Source organism: Campylobacter portucalensis, from assembly GCF_009690845.1.
Classification (GTDB): Bacteria; Campylobacterota; Campylobacteria; order Campylobacterales; family Campylobacteraceae; genus Campylobacter_B; species Campylobacter_B portucalensis.
The window spans coordinates 1-18168 of the sequence record NZ_VWSJ01000012.1 but is presented as its reverse complement, the minus strand read 5'-3'; the positions used below and the strand labels follow the sequence as shown (position 1 = coordinate 18168).

General features: G+C 26.4%; 16 protein-coding genes. 4 read left to right on the top strand and 12 right to left on the bottom strand.

Going from position 1 to position 18168, the window contains the following annotated elements:
- Positions 1–164: 164 nt before the first annotated feature.
- The 8 genes from F1B92_RS04355 to F1B92_RS04320 are packed head-to-tail and all read right to left on the bottom strand — an operon-like array spanning position 165 to position 9633.
- Complete coding sequence (locus tag F1B92_RS04355) at positions 165–839, bottom strand: M48 family metallopeptidase (RefSeq protein WP_154570673.1); 675 nt, start codon at positions 837–839, stop codon at positions 165–167.
- Complete coding sequence (locus tag F1B92_RS04350) at positions 829–3861, bottom strand: type I restriction endonuclease subunit R (RefSeq protein WP_154570672.1); 3033 nt, start codon at positions 3859–3861, stop codon at positions 829–831. The genes F1B92_RS04355 and F1B92_RS04350 overlap by 11 nt, the downstream gene beginning before the upstream one ends.
- A gap of 9 nt (positions 3862–3870) precedes the next feature.
- Positions 3871–4776 (bottom strand): hypothetical protein, encoded by a 906-nt coding sequence (locus tag F1B92_RS04345; RefSeq protein ID WP_154570671.1) that lies wholly within the window; start codon positions 4774–4776, stop codon positions 3871–3873.
- Positions 4748–5299, bottom strand: coding sequence for a hypothetical protein (locus tag F1B92_RS04340; RefSeq protein WP_154570670.1), 552 nt, complete (start codon positions 5297–5299; stop codon positions 4748–4750). Before F1B92_RS04340 ends, F1B92_RS04345 begins: the two co-directional genes overlap by 29 nt.
- Before the next feature lie 37 nt (positions 5300–5336).
- Positions 5337–6587, bottom strand: a complete 1251-nt coding sequence (locus F1B92_RS04335; protein ID WP_154570669.1) for a restriction endonuclease subunit S — start codon at positions 6585–6587, stop codon at positions 5337–5339.
- Positions 6584–7567 carry a virulence RhuM family protein gene (locus F1B92_RS04330; protein ID WP_154570668.1) on the bottom strand — a complete coding sequence of 328 codons (984 nt, stop codon included), beginning with the start codon at positions 7565–7567 and terminating at the stop codon, positions 6584–6586. The genes F1B92_RS04335 and F1B92_RS04330 overlap by 4 nt, the downstream gene beginning before the upstream one ends.
- Position 7568: 1 nt before the next feature.
- The gene (locus F1B92_RS04325) at positions 7569–9056 is read right to left on the bottom strand and encodes a type I restriction-modification system subunit M (protein ID WP_154570667.1); all 1488 of its coding nucleotides are present in this window, start codon (positions 9054–9056) and stop codon (positions 7569–7571) included.
- 1 nt (position 9057) lies between these two features.
- Positions 9058–9633, bottom strand: a complete 576-nt coding sequence (locus tag F1B92_RS04320; RefSeq protein WP_154570666.1) for a restriction endonuclease subunit S — start codon at positions 9631–9633, stop codon at positions 9058–9060.
- A 1008-nt stretch (positions 9634–10641) separates the two neighbouring features.
- On the opposite strand from F1B92_RS04320, the gene F1B92_RS09505 reads away from it, so the two are divergent.
- From F1B92_RS09505 to F1B92_RS04305, 4 genes are all read left to right on the top strand, one after another.
- On the top strand, positions 10642–10764 hold the full coding sequence (locus F1B92_RS09505) for a hypothetical protein (protein ID WP_407643632.1): 123 nt from the start codon (positions 10642–10644) through the stop codon (positions 10762–10764).
- Positions 10734–11111 carry a calcium-binding protein gene (locus F1B92_RS09500; protein ID WP_407643631.1) on the top strand — a complete coding sequence of 126 codons (378 nt, stop codon included), beginning with the start codon at positions 10734–10736 and terminating at the stop codon, positions 11109–11111. The genes F1B92_RS09505 and F1B92_RS09500 overlap by 31 nt, the downstream gene beginning before the upstream one ends.
- A 1582-nt stretch (positions 11112–12693) precedes the next feature.
- Entirely contained in the window at positions 12694–12819 is a 126-nt protein-coding gene (locus F1B92_RS09325) for a hypothetical protein (RefSeq protein WP_268233917.1), read from the top strand.
- A gap of 87 nt (positions 12820–12906) precedes the next feature.
- The gene (locus F1B92_RS04305) at positions 12907–13122 is read left to right on the top strand and encodes a hypothetical protein (RefSeq protein ID WP_154570664.1); all 216 of its coding nucleotides are present in this window, start codon (positions 12907–12909) and stop codon (positions 13120–13122) included.
- A gap of 10 nt (positions 13123–13132) precedes the next feature.
- Here the strand turns inward: F1B92_RS04305 and F1B92_RS04300 are convergent, their stop codons facing one another.
- From F1B92_RS04300 to F1B92_RS04285, 4 genes are all read right to left on the bottom strand, one after another.
- Positions 13133–13612: a hypothetical protein gene (locus tag F1B92_RS04300; protein WP_154570663.1), complete on the bottom strand. Its 480-nt coding sequence runs from the start codon at positions 13610–13612 to the stop codon at positions 13133–13135.
- Positions 13605–14612, bottom strand: coding sequence for a hypothetical protein (locus F1B92_RS04295; protein WP_154570662.1), 1008 nt, complete (start codon positions 14610–14612; stop codon positions 13605–13607). The genes F1B92_RS04300 and F1B92_RS04295 overlap by 8 nt, the downstream gene beginning before the upstream one ends.
- 72 nt (positions 14613–14684) lie before the next feature.
- Entirely contained in the window at positions 14685–15998 is a 1314-nt protein-coding gene (locus F1B92_RS04290) for an HlyD family type I secretion periplasmic adaptor subunit (RefSeq protein ID WP_154570661.1), read from the bottom strand.
- Positions 15999–16001: 3 nt separating this feature from the next.
- The gene (locus F1B92_RS04285) at positions 16002–17774 is read right to left on the bottom strand and encodes a peptidase domain-containing ABC transporter (protein WP_407643630.1); all 1773 of its coding nucleotides are present in this window, start codon (positions 17772–17774) and stop codon (positions 16002–16004) included.
- Positions 17775–18168 lie beyond the last annotated feature (394 nt).

Here is an 18168-nt window from a genome sequence, read left to right as displayed (position 1 = left end):
AACCATTGAGCTTAAAATTTTAAGTTTTTTATAACTTTTACTCTTTTTTGTTTTTAAAATTATAGCATATTTTAGTAAGTATCGTATAATTTTATTTGGTCTAGAATAACGCTATGACATAATAATGCTTGTGAGACATCTAAAAAATATTACACTGCTTTATTTTAGACATTAATGCTACTACCGTTTAAAATTTTCTCTCTACTTTTCCAATCACTCATATGTAAGCTTAAAAAGTTATAAAATTCCCTTGAGTGATTTGGGTGTATTAGGTGTGCTAGCTCGTGGAAAATTACATATTCTATACAAATTTTGGGCTTTTTTATAAGTTCTAGATTTAAATTTATAGATTTTTTACTAGCGTTACAGCTCCCCCACCTTGTTTTCATTTTGCGAATTTTTATCTTTATATCATCTAAATTTATGATTTTATTGTATTCATTTGCTATATTTAGAAAATAAATTAGTGCATTTTCCCTATACCATTTTTCTAAAATTTCGCTTTTTTTACTAAAATTTTCTACATTTTTAGCATATAAATTTATAAAAAGCTTATCAAATTCCACCCTTTCTTTGCTATCTTTTATAACTCTAAGGCGGTAATCTTTACCTAAAAATTTCATACTCTCACCACTTACCAGCTCTTTTTTAATAGTTTCAAACTCCTTAAAATACGCCTTTTTATCATCTATCCATTTTGAGTATTTTTCTAAAATAAAATTTATATCACCATTTTTTGCCATTAGTGGCAAAACTAGTTCTACACTACCATTTGGGCGAACTTTAAGACTAAAATTTTTAACATTTTTTCTTATTATTGATATACTTTTAGTTTGCATAGTGATAAATCCCTATTTTTCTCATTGTTTTAGAAATTTCGTCAAAATTTTCAAATTTGATACCCGTCTCATCTTCTAAATCCCACAAAATGCCCTGCAAAGCTATATCTATCTCATTTTCTATATCACTATTATTTTGCCATTCAGGATATTTTGAAAAAGCATTATAAATTTCATCTATTTTTATAGCGATTTTTTGGGTGGCTTCATCACTAACTTGATACAAAGCTTCAAGCAAATTATCATAAAAGCCCTTTAAGCTATCGGTTTTAATATTTTGTGGATAAATTTTTATCTCCTTTTTGCCAGTGATTAACTCTTTTAAATTTATGATTTGATTTAGTTTCTCTTCTTCATTTATTCTTTTTTCTTCATACTCTTTTATTATCTCATTTAGTCTATTTGAAATATCATTATAAAAAGCTGGGTTTGAGTTTAGTTTCTCGCTTATTACGGCTGCGATTGCACTTGATATTATTTGTGCTTTTGCGTTTAAATTTTTGGCTTTTTTAACTTCATTATCAAATTTTATATCAAAAATATCAACCAAATCCCCAAGTGGCTCTATCTCGCCAACGCCTATATATCTATCTAAAAGCTCTCTCATCTGTTTTTCATACTCTTTAAAGTCAAGCTTTTCGTGGTATCTAATTTGTGCTATCTCTCTTAAATTTAGATAAAATTTAATCTTTTCTTTAAATTCCTTTATCTCATCATCACTAAAAACGTTTTTTTGAGTAGTCATTACAAGCTTAAAGGATTTTATAAATTTAAGCAGATTATTCTTGAATTTAGCCCTTTTTTCGCTATCGGCTAAAACTAAAACATAGCTTTCCAAGTCATCTTTATGCTTAGCTTCTTCAAAAATTTCGTTTAAATGTGTATAAAAAGTTTTAGTTTTAACTAGCTCTTTTTTGATATCTATGACAGCACCTGTTATATCTATCTCATCAAAGCCGCTTAAACACTCATACGCACTAAGCGAACTACTAAGTTCTTCTAAAAGCCCGCGATAATCAACGATAAGCCCATACTCCTTGCCTTTATAAAGCCTATTTACTCTTGCTATGGCTTGAAGCAGGTTATGCTCTTTAAGCGGTCTATCTATATAAAGCACACTAGCAGGCGGTGCGTCAAAGCCGGTTAAAAGCTTATTTACAACGATTATTAAATCTAAATCCCCGCTTATAAAGTCACTTTTAACTCTATTTAAAAAATCTATCTCGCTACTAAAATTTAAAAGCAGTTTTTTATATTCATCAGTTATAAATTTCTTATCTCCGCCGTCATTTTCTTCGCCTTCATTTCCAGAAATTACAAAGATAGTTTTTAAATCATTAAAATGTTTTTCAAAAATTTGATGATATTTTATCGCTTCATATCTTGAATTTGCTACCAGCATAGCCTTCGTGCCAAATGGTTTTACCGCGCTTTTAAAATGCTCACATATATCAAAAGCGATTATTTCTAATCTTTGCTCACTTGAAGCTATTTTTTGAAATTTCGTCCACTCTTTGGCTAAAAGATCTTTTTCATCATCGCTTAAATTTCTGCTAATCATATAAAATTTTCTATTTAAGGAATTTTCATCCAAAATTCCTTGCTTTGCAAATCTACTCTCATATAAAAGCGGCACGACAACGCCGTCTTTTACAGCGTCATCTATGGTATATCGATGAATTTCACCACCAAATTTTAAAAAACTGCTTTTTTCTCTTTTTAAAAGTGGTGTGCCGGTAAATCCTATAAAACAAGCATTTGGCAAGTAGCTTTTCATACTATCGTGCAAATCCCCGCCTTGTGTTCTATGAGCTTCATCAACCAAAACAAAGATATTTGAGTCTGTTAAAATATCTTTTTCATCTTTATTAAATTTATTTATAAGCGTTATTATAACGCTTGCACCACTTTTTAGTTTGTTTATAAGATCTGCTCCGCTTGTGGCTTTCAATGGTTTTATGCCAGTATTAAAAAAAGTATCTTTTAACTGCTCTTCCAAGTCTGTTCTATCAGTTACTAGGATGATTTTAGAATTTTTATAAGTTTTGATTAAAATTTTACTCAACATTACCATTGTAAGGCTTTTTCCGCTTCCTTGCGTGTGCCAGATAAGCCCACCTTTTCTCTTGCCATTTTCTAAATTTTTAACCCTTTTTAGGGTGTTTTTTATACCAAAATACTGCTGATAGCGACAAATTTTCTTAACATTTGCGTCAAAAATGATAAAATTTTCTATAAATTCCAAAATTCTCTCTTTTCTAGCCAGTGCAAAAACGCTCTCATCTAAAACAGAAATTTCTCTATCATCTATAAGTTTTCTTAACTCATCTTTTAAGCCATCTTCTTTCCAAATGGCGTATTTTTCCCTTTGTGTTTGAGTTGTAGCGTATTTTGCTTCGTTTGAATTTCCTGCCATTGCAATTTGTATAAATTTATAAAAATTTTGAATATTATCTTTATTTTGTTCGTTTAAAATTTGCCTTACGCCGTTATCTACGCTTTTTAAAGAGCTTTTAAGTTCTATAACCATAACAGGAATTCCATTTATAAAAGCTACCAAATCAGGTCTTGAAGTTTTCTTTTTTTGGTGTTGATTTGCGTTTAAAATTTCAAACTCTTCTGTTATATAAAAGTCGTTATTTTCGGGATTTTTAAAATCAATGAAATTTATATCAAAGCTTTTTTTACTTCCATCGGCTAAATTTTCTATCTGGCTTGTCCCATAAAGAAGCAAATTTGTAATCTTTTTATTTGCGATATTTAGCCCTTCATTTAAGGAAATATTAAGATCATTTATAGCTTTTTGTATGTTTTTAGGCGAGAATTTATAAAATTTATCTTTATATTCATAAGAGTTTATCTCGCTTAGCTTTTTAACTAAAATTTCTTTAAAAATTACTTCGTTTTTATCGTTATTTCTAAAAGTTAAATTCTCACTTCTGCTTATAAATTTATAACCCATTTTTACAAAAAGCTCAATTGTTTGTTTTTGAAGTGCATTTTCGCTGGTATCTGGTGTCATTTTTGCTCCTTAACTATTATTTTCAACTATTTCGTTTCCACTAGCCAATAGGTGCTGTTCGGTAATAGCTCCAGTGTAATGTTGCTCAAAAATTATCTCAATTAAACTAGTAAGATCTTTATTTTCATCTATGATAAATTTATCATTTTCATATTTGAGTTTTGTAGAAATATTATATGTATTTATATATTCTCTAATTATATTTTCTTTGCCTATAAATCCATCAAGCATATTATTATCTAACACATATTTTAATTTTTTACTATTTCTATTTCTTATCTTGTTATGTGGAATATTTACGGAAAATAAGCTAATATTACTATTTACGAACTCTTTAAAATTTGCACTATCTTCTTCTATAGCTTCTTTATAGATTGCTAAAAATTTATTGTTAAAATATTTTAAATCTTTAAAATCTTGAAAATATATTTTTTCATTATTTCTATCTATAAAAATATCAACTTCATTATAAAAAGTTAAAATTTGTTCGGCTTTTTCATATTTTACATTATTGCTTATAACTTTTAGAAGGGTTTTATTTTTAATAAAATTTCCATTTTTTACATTTTGTATATTTATAATATGATTATTTTCATATATGAAACCATATACAAAATGTTTTATTTTTTTAAAATCATCTCTTGATAAATTTGGATAACTACCTGTATTATTAAAGATATTAAAAATTTCTAGAATTTCATCTCTAAAATCAATACTATTAAAATCAACAAAAAACCATTCATTATCTTCTTTACTAATCATTCTGTCTGGATTGTTAAGATATTTATACTCGTTAGATATATCAATTTTATTGAAAAATATTTCATTATCATTTTTTATGTTTGTCTCATCTTGTATATTTCCAAAAACACTATAAAAGTTATGTTTATCTGTAGCCATTAGTTTTGAATTCATCTTTCATCCTTTTTATTTTATAGAATACATTTTCATCTATTTTTACTAAATTACTTATATTTTTTGTATTTTTCATTTGTTCGTTTTTGTTGGTAATTATAATAAAATTCCCACTATTATTTTCTACTTTATAAATTCTTTTACCAATAATGTAAAGAAACGGATTTAAGTATCCTATATTATTTATATAGAAAACAAAAAATAAAAATATACAAATTATAATATTTGAAAGCAAATTTGTATTATTCAAAAAACCCATTGAAAAAACAACGGCACAAACAGCAAAATAACTTGCAACATATTCATTATAAACTGGGTATATTTTTTCGAATTCTAAATTATCTAATGTTTTATTTTTCAAATAATACTCCATACAAAAATAAAAAACTGTATTTAAAAAAACAGCAACTATAAAATATAATATCTCAGCCGACAAATTAAAAAAATAAACATTTAGTTGTAAATTAAGATATTCATTTAAGGCATTTTCTTTAATTGACAAATTTGATAAAATAAATAACATAATTATCCATAAAAAAGAACTTAAATTTAATAAGAATTTAGCCATCTACCCTAACCTTTCCTGTTAATAAATTTTGCATAACGCCCTTTTTTAAATCTTTTAAATTTTTTAATTTTAAATTTAGCAAATTTATCTCATCATCAATACTGCTTAAAATTTCAGCGATTTTCTTTTGCTCGTCTAAATTTGGAAGTTTGATTTTGAACCACTTTATATGAGTTGGTCCGAAATTAAACTGAGCAGAGCCTGTTAATATGCTAAAAACTTGTTTTTCAAAATTTAAGGTTTGAAAAAAATAATATAAATATTTTAATGATAAACTATCATCTAAATTTTTAAATCTCATAGTGCTTGTATTCATACATAAAGGTAAATGCTCCTTTTTTGCAAAAGCTATTTTTGTTTTAAAACTTTCGGAGTTTATACCAGAACACGAAATCAGTAAATCACCTTCATCTACTAAAAAATGCTTATATTTTCCATATGCTAATTCTTTATTTATATATGTAGTTGTAGTGCTAAGATTTAGTTGATTGTTATTTAAATTTGAAACATTTAGAAGTTTAACACCTTTTTTTCTATATTGTGTATTTCTAACACCCGGTCCTTCTTGATAAAAAACTATTTTATCTAAACTAACTTCTTGCCATTTGTCTTTGAAATTTGGGAAGCGAATTTTGGCTGTGAGTAAATTTTGCATTAGGGCTTTTTTAAATTTGGTTTTTTGCGATATTAAATTTGACATTAAATTTATAGCTGTGTCAAATTCGCTTAAAATTTCAGCTATTTTGATTTGCTCTTTTAGGGGCGGTAAAACTATTTTTAAATTTTTTAAATCGCTTGCATACAAATGAACTATTGAAACACCTTGGGCTAATTTTGCAATTTCATTTTTAACTATATGATTTAAATAATATGATATAAAAATTCCATTTTCTTTGGTTCTTAATACATTTAAATCGCCACCAAGTGCAACATTATCAAGCAAAACACAAGAAGCTTTTGAAATGTCAATAGCAGTTTCACCAGATGAAGCAATAATAATATCGTTAAATTTGCTTAAAAATAAACCATCAATATTTAAATTTGTTCTAGAATAAACTTTATCTATTTTTTCATTGTAAGTAGTGTAAAGTTCACCATATCTTATACAATTAATTCCATTTTCAGAAATATCTTTTTTTGAAATTCCTTTTCCTTTGTAAAATTTACAAACATCTCCCAACTTCACAACTTCCCACTCGTTTGGAATTATCCCCAAACTTGTTTTTTTATAGTCTTGTTTCATTTTTTATCTTCCAGTTTTTTTACAAATTTATCAAAGTCAATTTCTGCTTTACTTTTTTCATTTATTGTTTTAGCTTTATATTTTTCATATTCATCGTTTGCTTTTTTAATAGATTGTGAGTGTGAAATTTTACCTTTTGTTTGAAGCACATCAAAGCTTGACAAATTTAAAAAATCATCAAGTTTTTTTATCCAATCTCTCATTTTCATTACTTTTCTTCTTTTCGCTTGAAGTTCTGCAAACTCAAGATATGATGAAACTATGCCATTTAAAATTTCTAGTTCGTTTTCGTTTAGGTAGTTTTTAGCTATTATCGCCTCTTTTTTATTAGGTTTATATCCACTAAAATTTGTCATTCCTATAAATGGTTTTGAACTATCTGCTCTTTGAAAGATTATTTCAGCGGTTGTTTGTCCGTGTGTGGCAAAGTGCATTTTGTTTTGAATAGTTTTAAAAAATTCTTTTGAAATTTCATCTCTTGGGTCATAATCAACGCTAGTAGCATAAATATCAAGTACCTTTTGCCAAAATAATTTTTCACTACTTCTTATATCTCTAATTCGTTCTAAGAGTTCATCAAAATAACTATTTTTAGCCTGTTTTAGCCTTTCATCATCCAATACAAAACCTTTAATGATATATTCTTTAAGGGTTTTTGTCGCCCATTGTCTAAATTTAGTAGCAATGTTTGATTTTACTCGATAACCTACAGAAATAATCATATCTAAGTTGTAATGCTCTATCTGTCTTTTTACATTTCTTGTTCCTTCTTTTTGAACTATTAGGAATTTCCTAATAGTTGAATCTCTTTCAAGTTCGTTTTCTAGATAGATATTTTTGATATGTTCATTTATAGTAGCAGTTGTTACATCAAATAATTCTGAAAGCTGTTTTTGTGATAGCCAAACGGTTTCGTTTTCAAGCATTACTTCAAGGTTTGTAACACCATTTTCATCCTGATAAATAATAATCTCACTCATTTTATAGCCCTAACTCCCTTAAATACTCATTTATCTTATTTTGTGATAGCCTTAACTCATTTTCAAGGCGTGAAATTTCATCTTTGGTGGCTTTTATGTCGATTAGCTCTTCTTCTTCGTAAGTATCAACATAGCGTGGTATATTTAGGTTAAAATCATTTTCTTTTATCTCATCAAGGCTGGCCTTGTAGGCGAATTTATCTATATTTTGGCGAGATTTGTAAGCATTTACGATTTTTTCGATATGGCTTTTTGTAATGGTGTTTTGGTTTTTGCCTTTTTCATAGTCTTTGCTTGCATCTATAAAAAATATGTCGTTATTTGATCTATTTTTCTTAAAAATCATAATACAAGCTGGGATACTTGTACCAAAGAAAAGATTTGCAGGAAGTCCGATAACTGCGTCAAGTAAGTTTTTTTCTATAAGTTTTTGGCGAATTTTACCTTCTTTCGATCCTCTAAAAAGCACACCGTGTGGTAAAATAACACCCATAGTTCCATTTTGATTTAAAGAGCTAATCATATGCAAAACAAAAGCATAATCGCCCTTACTTTTTGGCGGAATTCCAAATTTAAACCTATCAAAAATGTCATTTTTCGCCTCTTCTTCACCCCATTTATCAAGGCTAAAAGGTGGATTAGCAATAACTATATCAAAGGTTTTTAAAGCCCCATTTTCCAAATGTAGTGGATTTCTTAGCGTATCGCCCCACTCAATTATGGAATCATTTATTTCGTGTAAAAACATATTCATCCTACAAAGTGCGTGAGTTTGACTGTTTTTTTCCTGTCCGTAAAGGCGAAAAATTCCTGATTTAATCTCTTTTGCTGTTTTAATAAGAAGTGAGCCAGATCCACAAGTTGGGTCGTAAATAGAACTTCCCTCTTTTGGCTGGACAAGTTTGGCTAAAAGCGTTGAAACTCCACTTGGTGTGTAAAACTCGCCACCTTTTTTGCCTGAACTTTCTGCAAAGTGAGCTATAAGATACTCATAAGCATCACCTATAATGTCGTTTCCAACTAGCTTTGATGGGCGTAAATCAAGCCTTTCATCGTTAAAATCTTCAATTAAATTTTTAAGTATGGCGTTTTTTTCTTTGGTATCGCCTAAGGTTAATTTGTCGTTAAAATCGATATTTCTAAAAATTCCAGCCAGTTTTTCGCTATTATCTTCTTCTATTTTTAAAAGGGCTTTGTTAATGATTTCGCCGATATTTACTTCATCTTTTTTAGAGATGAGATACTCAAAACTGCAAGTTTCATCAAGTTTAAATTTTTCTAATTTTAGTCTTTGCTTGATTCTTTCTTTATTGCCTTTTAGTTCTTTTGATAGAATTTCAACCTTTTCTTTGTAAAAATCGGATAGATATTTTACGAAAAGCATAGTTAAAATGTAGTCTTTATAGTCGTTTGCATCCATTGTCCCACGAAATGTATCACAAGCTTTCCAAACAATGTTGTTTATGGTATTTTGAGAAGTTTTTTGCATATTAAATTCCTTGTTCTAAATTTTCTATTATAAATTTTTGGACTTTTTTATTTTGGGTTATCAGGTTTTTTAAAATTTGATTATTTTTTCTAAATTCTTGTAGGCATTTTACTAAATACTCTTGCTTTTGCAAAGAAATTTTAGGAATGTTTATATTTTCTAAATTTTTTATATTTATGGTAGGTATAGAAGTTCCGGAAATATCTTTTAAAAGACGCCTTTTAATGACGCTACTATTTAAATAATGAGCTATAAAAAGTGGGCTAAAATTTTTTACTCTTATTTTTGCTACTAGCGATGAATAAATCAAATTTGGGTAATCTTTATCTATATAAATAGCGAAATTTGGCTCTCTAAGCCTAACTAAAATATCGCCTTTTTGCGTCAAATACTGAGTTAAATCTTCATTTGCAATGAAATTTTCTGCAAATTCGTGGCAATAGACAGCATCATCGTTAAAGCTTTTTAAAGAGACAATTTTATAGCTAAATTTATCTTTATCTTTTAGGATGGCTTTTTTGCGATTAAGCAAAAGCCCGACGCTTATAATTGCTATATCTTTAAGTTTTAAATTCATTTTTAACTTTCTTTTTTGATTTTGTATTTTATCTTATTTTTGTTATATAATCAAGTAATACAAAACTAAGATTTATTTTTTAACTCTTTTAATTTATAAAAATAAGACGATTATTGGAAGTTTTAAAATAGTCTGCAAGTTAAACATTTATACTGCTAAATCATATTTCCTATTTTTACAATATAATTAGCTTTATAAAAATAGTAATAAAGTCACTAGCTATACATTTAGTATTAAATAAAATTAACAAATAATACTATAAATACCTCTATATTCTACAAAATTTATTCTATTATTTACTCTATTAATAAATAAGCCCTTATTTTAGAGCTTTAATTGTTAAATATCTAAATACTTTCTCACACTACCTACAAAACAGTAAAATTTGTAGGTTATATGTGAAAAAAAATAATAGATAGCTAAAAAATACACTCTTTTTAACTTCTATACCGAAATTATTGGCATAAATTTATATTATTTAATATAGTTTTCACTTATTACCTACAATAATTTCTCACATTACCTACAAAATAATTAGTTTAATTTAGTTTAAAATTATAATTTAAATCTTTTAGATAGAAGTCATAACTGTGTTTAGTTGAATACCTAATTAATGGGTCACCATTACTATAATCCTAAAGATTAAAAATAATTGTATATTTTTTATATAATGATCAAAAAGATATAGCCGTTACTATCGTTTCATTGTATATTATGCTTGAAAATTAAAAATTTATTTTTATTAAAAGTATTTGTATATCTTTGAAATTCATTGATATAATGCAATATTTAAACTAAGACAATCGGATTATAATCGCTTTGATTTAGCATATTTCGTTTTTATAAATCTTAAATATTAAGCTTTTATTGTGTTAAATTTATTTAAGTCTTGTATAATTAAATTTTTAATTTTTAAATTATTTTCAAATTTGATTTGTATATTATCTGATAAATTTAATATAGCATATTTGTAATAAAAAAATTTAAAAACTACAAAAACTTTATTCTATATTCATAATAGGTGGAGAAGGTAACGACTATTTATATGGCGAATATGGAGATGATACTTATGTATTTAATAGAGGTGATGGTAAAGATTTATCTTTGATAATGGCAGTAATGACACTATAGAGTTTGGAGAGGGAATCAGTAAAGATGATTTAATTATTACTCACGGAAGAAACAAAAATGACCTTGTTATCTCTATCAAAGATACAGATGACTCCATTACTATAAATAGCTTTTATCAAAACTCAGGAAGAGATTATAGTAAATCTTATTTAATTGAAAACTTTAAATTCAGTAATGGTGAAGTATTAAGTCATGAAGAGTTTCTAGATCTAAATTTTTCACTGTCTAGTGATGTTGTAAATAAAGTTATCCAAGATTTAAACTCTTATTCTAATGATGGCTCTATAAATATATCAGGTTGCAATGAGTTTAATAATCCCGATATTATGCAACTATATAATGTATAAAATTATTAAAAATAAAGGCAGTTAATAATAGAGAGGCTGCCTTTATGATAAATCAACGCATTAAACATAAATTTATATAAATTTTAGAGAATTAATACCAATAATATATTTCTCTTTTCTCTATCTGCTCGTAAATTTATACTAAACATATAAAGAGATATTATTGGTTTATATATTTTTGCTTTTACTTGAGTCATTGATAAAATAAATATATAAGGCTTAAATTTAATTTTATAAGAGTGAGTGTCTTTGCTCAATAAAAATCCAATAACTTTGCTTGAAATAAAAAGATGTGTAGTCTAACTTTCAAACACTAAACTCAATATACAAAAATAATTACTAAAAATTTAAGATGTAAAAACAAAATTATTTTTTAAATAAAATAAAATTTATTTTTTATATTCTTTAAATTTAAACATTTAGTTAGTTTTTATATTCCACTAAATTTAATTTTGAAAAAATTGCAAAATAACTAAGCTTTATGCTAAAATTATCTTTAAATATACTCATATTATTATATTTTCACAAATTTCTCTCATGTTTTAGCTTATGATATTTAATTTTATTTATAAATTTAATCAAATTTCATAATTTCTTAAAGCTATAATTTATAAAATAATGTTTTTAATTAGTGAATAAAAGGTATTAAATTTGATTATATGAAGAAATTGGTTTTATTATTTTATTTTTTAAATCTTTTTGGTTCTGATATGAGTAATTCTAATCATATATTTAGAAACATTAAAGATGAAAAATTTGCAAATAGAACCAATTAAGCAAATTTAACAACCTCTAGCAAATACACTTTTGAATATCTTTTATTATACACACTAAAAAACTCTGCCAAAATAGCTTTATATAAATTAGAAATAGATAGTCTTATAAATAAACTAAACTATAATAAATCAAGTTTCTATACTGAAATTGGGATCAGTGCAAACGCAGAGTATTCCAAAAGATTTGTGATAGATACAACTCAGTTTATATCGGCAAGGATAATCTTACATTATCATCGCCTTATAGCAACTCTGTATCATTAGTTTTAAACTATGATTTATATACATTTGGAAGTGATAGTTTAAAAGTAAAATCATCAAAAAAAAAATATACAAAAAGCTAGATATAATAAATGTGCTTATGAGTTAGAATTATCACTAAGACTACTTGATATTTATTATGAAGCTTTAGAGTATAAAAGTAAAATAGAAATTTATGAGGCTTTAGAAAAAGCTTATAAGACTCTTTATGTGTATCAAAAGAGATTAAACAGTGCTGGCAAAATTGGTAAGATAGAATTAAGCCAAAGTACTATAATGGATACGAGCTATATTTTGTCAAAACTAGAGCTAGGTGCCAATTATCAATTAAATTTAATAAATCAAATAACAGGCTTGAAGATAGAAACAATACAAAAAATTAAATGATTTTAATATAAATATAAAAAATAGTGAATTTGTTAAATTTGAAGATACTTTTACAGCTAAGAAATTTGATCAACAATTAAAAGCAAACAAGTATGCACTAGAAGCCAATAAGAGATCTTATTATCCAAAAGTGTCTTTATATGCAAGATATGACTTATATGGAAACGATAAAAATGACTACTTTAAGGCTGTACAAAATTTTAAAAGACAAGGATATAAATATGAGTTTATTTGATGGCGGTAAAAAGAGATCTATAATAAAAGACAAGGAGATTAACAGATAAAAAATTAAATTTCAAAAAGAAATAGCAAGATTATAGTATGAAAAAGAGATAGCTGATTTAAAGCTATTTTTAAACAACAAGGATAAGATGGGAGATATTTTAAAAGAACTTGATAAACTATTAAAAGAAGGCTATAATATGCAAACTAGACTAAACAAAGCAAAAGAAAGCTCAAAAATAGATGTAATAAATTCTTTAATACTATCTCTTAAAAAAGAATTAGACTATAAAGAACACGCTTTAAAAATAGGATATAATATAACTAAAGCAAATTTGATGAGCAAACAAGGGGTGTGTGAGTGAGAAATTAAAATTATTCTTTTAAAATCTCTGTTTCTATAAGATTTTTATCTAGTTTAAATCTAAATCCGTTTTGAGTTTCTATATACCAACTATCTCCAAGTGTAGATAAAACTTTAATGTTATAAAGCTCTATTCTGTCATCTTTTTTTATAAAATATGTCGGTATTGTTTTGTTGCTTTCCGATTTGTCAGTTAAATTTCCATCATCTATGTAAATTTCATTAGGTAGTTTTGCATTTTTATCTAAAATAATATAAGGATAATTAATATTTCCAAAATTTAATCTTTGCATTATGTCATAGTTTAAAATAGGAAGCAAGAAAAATATATTAAAAAACACAAATACTTGTATGCTAAATTTAAAAGTAGATATATCTTTTATGACAAAACTATAATAAACAAAAAGCAGTACTGTAACATAAAGAAAAATAGTAAAAATTGAAAAAACAATATCCTTGATAGCTAAAAATATCATGTAGTAATTAACCAAAAAAAACCATTAATAAAAGCAAAGAACTTATTAAGATAGTAAATATAAACATAAGGATAAATTCTTTATTAAGCTCAAACTTATTTTTATTATTTTTGCAATAGATAATACAAGTTACTATAGATACAAAAGCAAGAATTAAGATAACAATAAAAGATATTATATTTTCATCGTTTATTAATTTATCAGGAAGAAATACTAAACCAATAACAGCTAAAGAACTAACAATATTAGAAATAATAAAATATTTTCTTATATTTTTACTTTCATAATTTTTATATTCTAAACAAGATATCTCTATGATACCGAAATATGAAAATGGTAATAGTAAAAGTAAGAAAAGATATATAAACGCAGCAACACCAAGCATAATAACTAAATAAAATATATCAAGTCCTTGCATTGATGAAACATTTTTTATTTCTATAAAAAAATATAACGCAAAAGGTATTAAGCCTATTAAGAATGATAATAAAATAATAAATGATACGTTTTTAAAATTTAATGATATATTTTTTATGTTATTTATAATAAAATTATTAAAGTTTTTACCATCTTGATTAGATATAAAATCTTTCATTCCATCAAATATACATTTTTTAATTTCCTTTGAGCTATGACTTGTATTTTTCTTATTTATTTTTTCTTTTATATATCCCAAATTATACTTGGAATTTAGTTGTGAGTTTGGATTTTTAATTTCATCTTCTATTTTAATTTCATCTTTATTTTTAAAATCATTAAAAACATCGTTTTTAAATATCTTTATTTGTTTGTAAATTTGTTCATTTATTGTTTTTAATTCTGAGGATATTTCATCATAATTATCATATTTTAATTTGTGCAAAATATCTATTTTTTTATCAAGTAACTTAACTAAAACATATGTGTTGCTTTCATATTTATCATAATCTTTACAACAATTTTTAACATGATTTATTATGTTGTTACAATCTTGTGTATATTCATTTTTATTATATAAAACATCTTCAAATTTCATAAAATATTCTCTTTGTTTTGAATTGTATCACAAATATTTATTTATCACAATAATTTATAATACTTTTGCAAATTACCTCACACTTAACCCTTCATCAAGGTATTTTATTATTGGGTAGATAAATAGTTCAATTACTCTTCTTTTGCCTACCTTAATTTCAGCTATCACACTCATTCCAGGTTCAATGTTTTTTATCTCTCCATCTATGTTTAGAGTTGTTTTTAAAGGTCTTACTTTTATCTCATATATTGTTCCAAGCTTTTCATCTTCTATAGCATCATTTGCAATGTGTATTAGCTCTCCATCAAGTTTACCATATTTTTGAAAATTAAATGTATCTACCTTTATAGCAACCTTTTGTCCTTTTTCTAAAAAGCCTATATCTTTATTTAGTGCGTTTGCTTTGATAATTAATGGTTCATTTGCTGGTATTATACTAAGAAGTGGTTCTGTGCTATTTACAACCCCTCCTTCTGTATTTACTAAAAGCTTTCCTATATATCCATCAACTGGGCTTTTAATGAGTTGTTGTTTGCTTTGAAAGATATATGTGTTAATCTCTGCTCTTATTAAATTTGCTTCTTTTTGTTTTTGTATTAATTCATTTAAATATTGACTTTTAAAACTTTGTTTAAACACAACAAGTTCTTGTTTTGTTGCATTTAATCTACTATTAGCTTCATCTTTGCTATTTTTAGCAATGCTTAGCCTTGATTTTAAATCTAGAGTTTCTTTTTCTAAATTTTCATACTCTTTATTTGATATTATATCCTTTACGTTTTCAAGTCTCTCTAATCTTGCTGAGTTTTTAGATAAGATTAACTCTAATCTCATTATCTCATCATCAACCTTTTTTAAATTTGAGTTCAACTCTTCTAAAGCGAATTTGTATTGTGAAATCTTATCATCATATGAGTTTTTTTGATTTAGATATAAATCAAGCTCATCTTTACTTAAAGAACTTAACTCGCTATTGCTTAGAATTGAATCTTGCCCTAATGCCTTAAGTCTTATTATACTCATATTTAAATGTTCAAGTTCTTTTTGTTTGGTTTTAAGATTAAAACTTGATATGCTAGGATCAATTTGTATTAAAGTATCACCTTTTTTAACTATATCACCTTCTTTTACTAAAATTTTAGATATAACTCCAGTTTGAAGCGGTTTTAGTATCTTTATCTCTCCGCTTGGGATAACTTTACCACGACTACCTACTACAACATCAACCTTTGCCAAAAAAAGCCAAAGCACAGCAAAAACAATAAGAGATATGATTATATATAACAGAGTTCTGCCCAATGGATTTGTGGGCGTTTCTTCAATTTCGATAATTACTGGCTTAAACTCGTGCGAGTCATCTTTTATTTTTTTAAAAATTGTTAACATAATTTAGCCTAAATTTTGTTTATCATATAAACTTTTATAATACCCATTTAAAGCAATTAATTCATCATGGGTACCTTTTTCTTTAATTTCACCCTTATCCATAACAATAATCTCATCACAATCCCTAACCGTGCTTAATCTATGAGCTATGATGATAAATGTTTTATTTTGTTTGATTTGAGATAAATTTCTTGTAATTATACTCTCGCTTTCATAGTCAAGTGCGGAAGTTGCTTCATCAAATATCAAAATTCGAGGATTATTTATAAGTGCTCTTGCTATAGCTATTCTTTGTTTTTGACCACCACTTAAAGACGATCCTCTTTCTCCAACTTCCGTATCATATCCTTTTTCTAAAGCAGCTATAAATTCATGAGCTCCAGCTATCATGCTTACCCTAAGAATATCCTCCATCCTAGCTCCAGTGCTTGCAAAAGATATATTATCTTTTATGCTTCCGCTAAAGAGATAACTTTCTTGCAAAACAACTCCGATATTTTGCCTAAGAAGGTACGGATTCAAATGCCTTATATCAATGGAGTCTATATAAATAGCCCCCTCACTTTGTAAATAAAGTCTTTCAATCAGTTTTGTTATAGTGCTTTTACCACTTCCGCTTCTTCCGACTATACCTATGCTTTTATTTGGTTCTATATGTAAATTTATATTTTTTAAGACCAAATTTGAGCTTGGGGTGTATTTAAAACTAACATTTTCAAATCTAATATCACCATATATATTATTTATAGCTATTGGTTTGTTTGTGATTTGCTCTGTTGGAGTGTTTAAAATATCACCCAATCTATCCACGCTAAGAAGTGCACTTTGAAATTCATTCCATAAAGATACAAGTCTCATAACAGGACCACTAAATTGACCTGCAAACATCTGGAATGCAATTAACTGTCCTACGCTTAAATTTCCTCTTATAACTTCCCCTACACCAAAATATAAAATACTTAAAGTCATAATTTTTTGAAGCGAAGTAGCAAATCCGCTTGCCACATTGCCTAAATTTGATAGATTAAATGATGATTTTACATACCTACTTAAATACTTCTCCCACTCACGTTGCATACTTCCTTCGATAGCCAAGGATTTTACAGTTTGCATTCCTGTAACTGCTTCAACTAGATATGAATTTGATGCTGCTCCCATTTGAAATTTCTCTTCAAGTCTTTTTCTTAGAACTGGAGTTATGAAAAAGTAAATTAAAGCTATGCTAGTTACAAATAAAATTGATATAAAAGTTAGCTTTATGCTATATAAAAGCATCATAATTACAAATACAAAGCTAAATAAAATATCCAAAAGAACTGTTATGCTTTTATTGGCTATAAATTCTCTAATAGAATCTAGTTCTCTCACTCTAGCAACTATATTTCCAACCCTTCTATTTTCAAAGTAAGTCATTGGAAGAAGTGCTAGGTGAGAAAAAAGCTCGCTTCCCAGCCTTGCATCAATTTTTGTTGTGGTGTGTGCAAAGATATAGTTTCTACTTAAACTCAATAATAACTCAAAGATAATTACCGCTAAAAATGCAACAGCTATAACATTTAGTGTGCTAAGACTATGATGAGTTAAAACCTTATCTAAAACAACCTGAGTAAAAAGTGGAGTAATAAGACCAAAAAGTTGCATAATAAATGAAGCTATTAATACTTCAAAAACAATCCTTTTATAATTTAACATCCTCTTATAAAACCAGCCAAAGCCAAATTTTATTTGAGAATTTACCATTTTATGGGCTAAAACTATAAATTTAGGATTTGAGATATTTAGTAGCTCATCATAAGTTAGTTCATTTGTAGAGCTTCCACCGTTAAAAACTATAAAAGAGTAACTATCATGATTTTTTGAGTTTTTCTTGGTTGAATTATTGTTGTTTGGGCTTTTACTATTTGACTTATTATCATTTAAATTCTTACTATTTACACTTTTGCTATTTGATTTATTATCTTTTTTAACAACTTTTAAAACAGTAAAATAAAGCCCATTTTTATCTTGTAAAATAAAAGGAGCTTCATATTTGGTTAAATTTTCTAAGCTTAATGTTTTTATTTTAGTTTTAAACTCACAAGTTTTAAGAATTCTTACAAACTCTTCAATACTTGGCTCATTTTTAGTAAGTGCAAATTTATTAATTATAGCATTTGAATCAAAAGGAATT

What these genes read in the sequence shown, in the direction of transcription:
- F1B92_RS04355 (WP_154570673.1), bottom strand. Translation starts at nt 839, where the DNA reads ATGCAAACTAAAAGTATATCAATAATAAGAAAAAATGTTAAAAATTTT.
- F1B92_RS04335 (WP_154570669.1), bottom strand. Translation starts at nt 6,587, where the DNA reads ATGAAACAAGACTATAAAAAAACAAGTTTGGGGATAATTCCAAACGAG.
- F1B92_RS04290 (WP_154570661.1), bottom strand. Translation starts at nt 15,998, where the DNA reads ATGTTAACAATTTTTAAAAAAATAAAAGATGACTCGCACGAGTTTAAG.
- F1B92_RS04325 (WP_154570667.1), bottom strand. Translation starts at nt 9,056, where the DNA reads ATGCAAAAAACTTCTCAAAATACCATAAACAACATTGTTTGGAAAGCT.
- F1B92_RS04320 (WP_154570666.1), bottom strand. Translation starts at nt 9,633, where the DNA reads ATGAATTTAAAACTTAAAGATATAGCAATTATAAGCGTCGGGCTTTTG.
- F1B92_RS04340 (WP_154570670.1), bottom strand. Translation starts at nt 5,299, where the DNA reads ATGTTATTTATTTTATCAAATTTGTCAATTAAAGAAAATGCCTTAAAT.
- F1B92_RS04305 (WP_154570664.1), top strand. Translation starts at nt 12,907, where the DNA reads ATGGGAGATATTTTAAAAGAACTTGATAAACTATTAAAAGAAGGCTAT.
- F1B92_RS04350 (WP_154570672.1), bottom strand. Translation starts at nt 3,861, where the DNA reads ATGACACCAGATACCAGCGAAAATGCACTTCAAAAACAAACAATTGAG.
- F1B92_RS09325 (WP_268233917.1), top strand. Translation starts at nt 12,694, where the DNA reads ATGGAAACGATAAAAATGACTACTTTAAGGCTGTACAAAATTTTAAAA.
- F1B92_RS04330 (WP_154570668.1), bottom strand. Translation starts at nt 7,567, where the DNA reads ATGAGTGAGATTATTATTTATCAGGATGAAAATGGTGTTACAAACCTT.
- F1B92_RS04345 (WP_154570671.1), bottom strand. Translation starts at nt 4,776, where the DNA reads ATGAATTCAAAACTAATGGCTACAGATAAACATAACTTTTATAGTGTT.
- F1B92_RS04295 (WP_154570662.1), bottom strand. Translation starts at nt 14,612, where the DNA reads ATGAAATTTGAAGATGTTTTATATAATAAAAATGAATATACACAAGAT.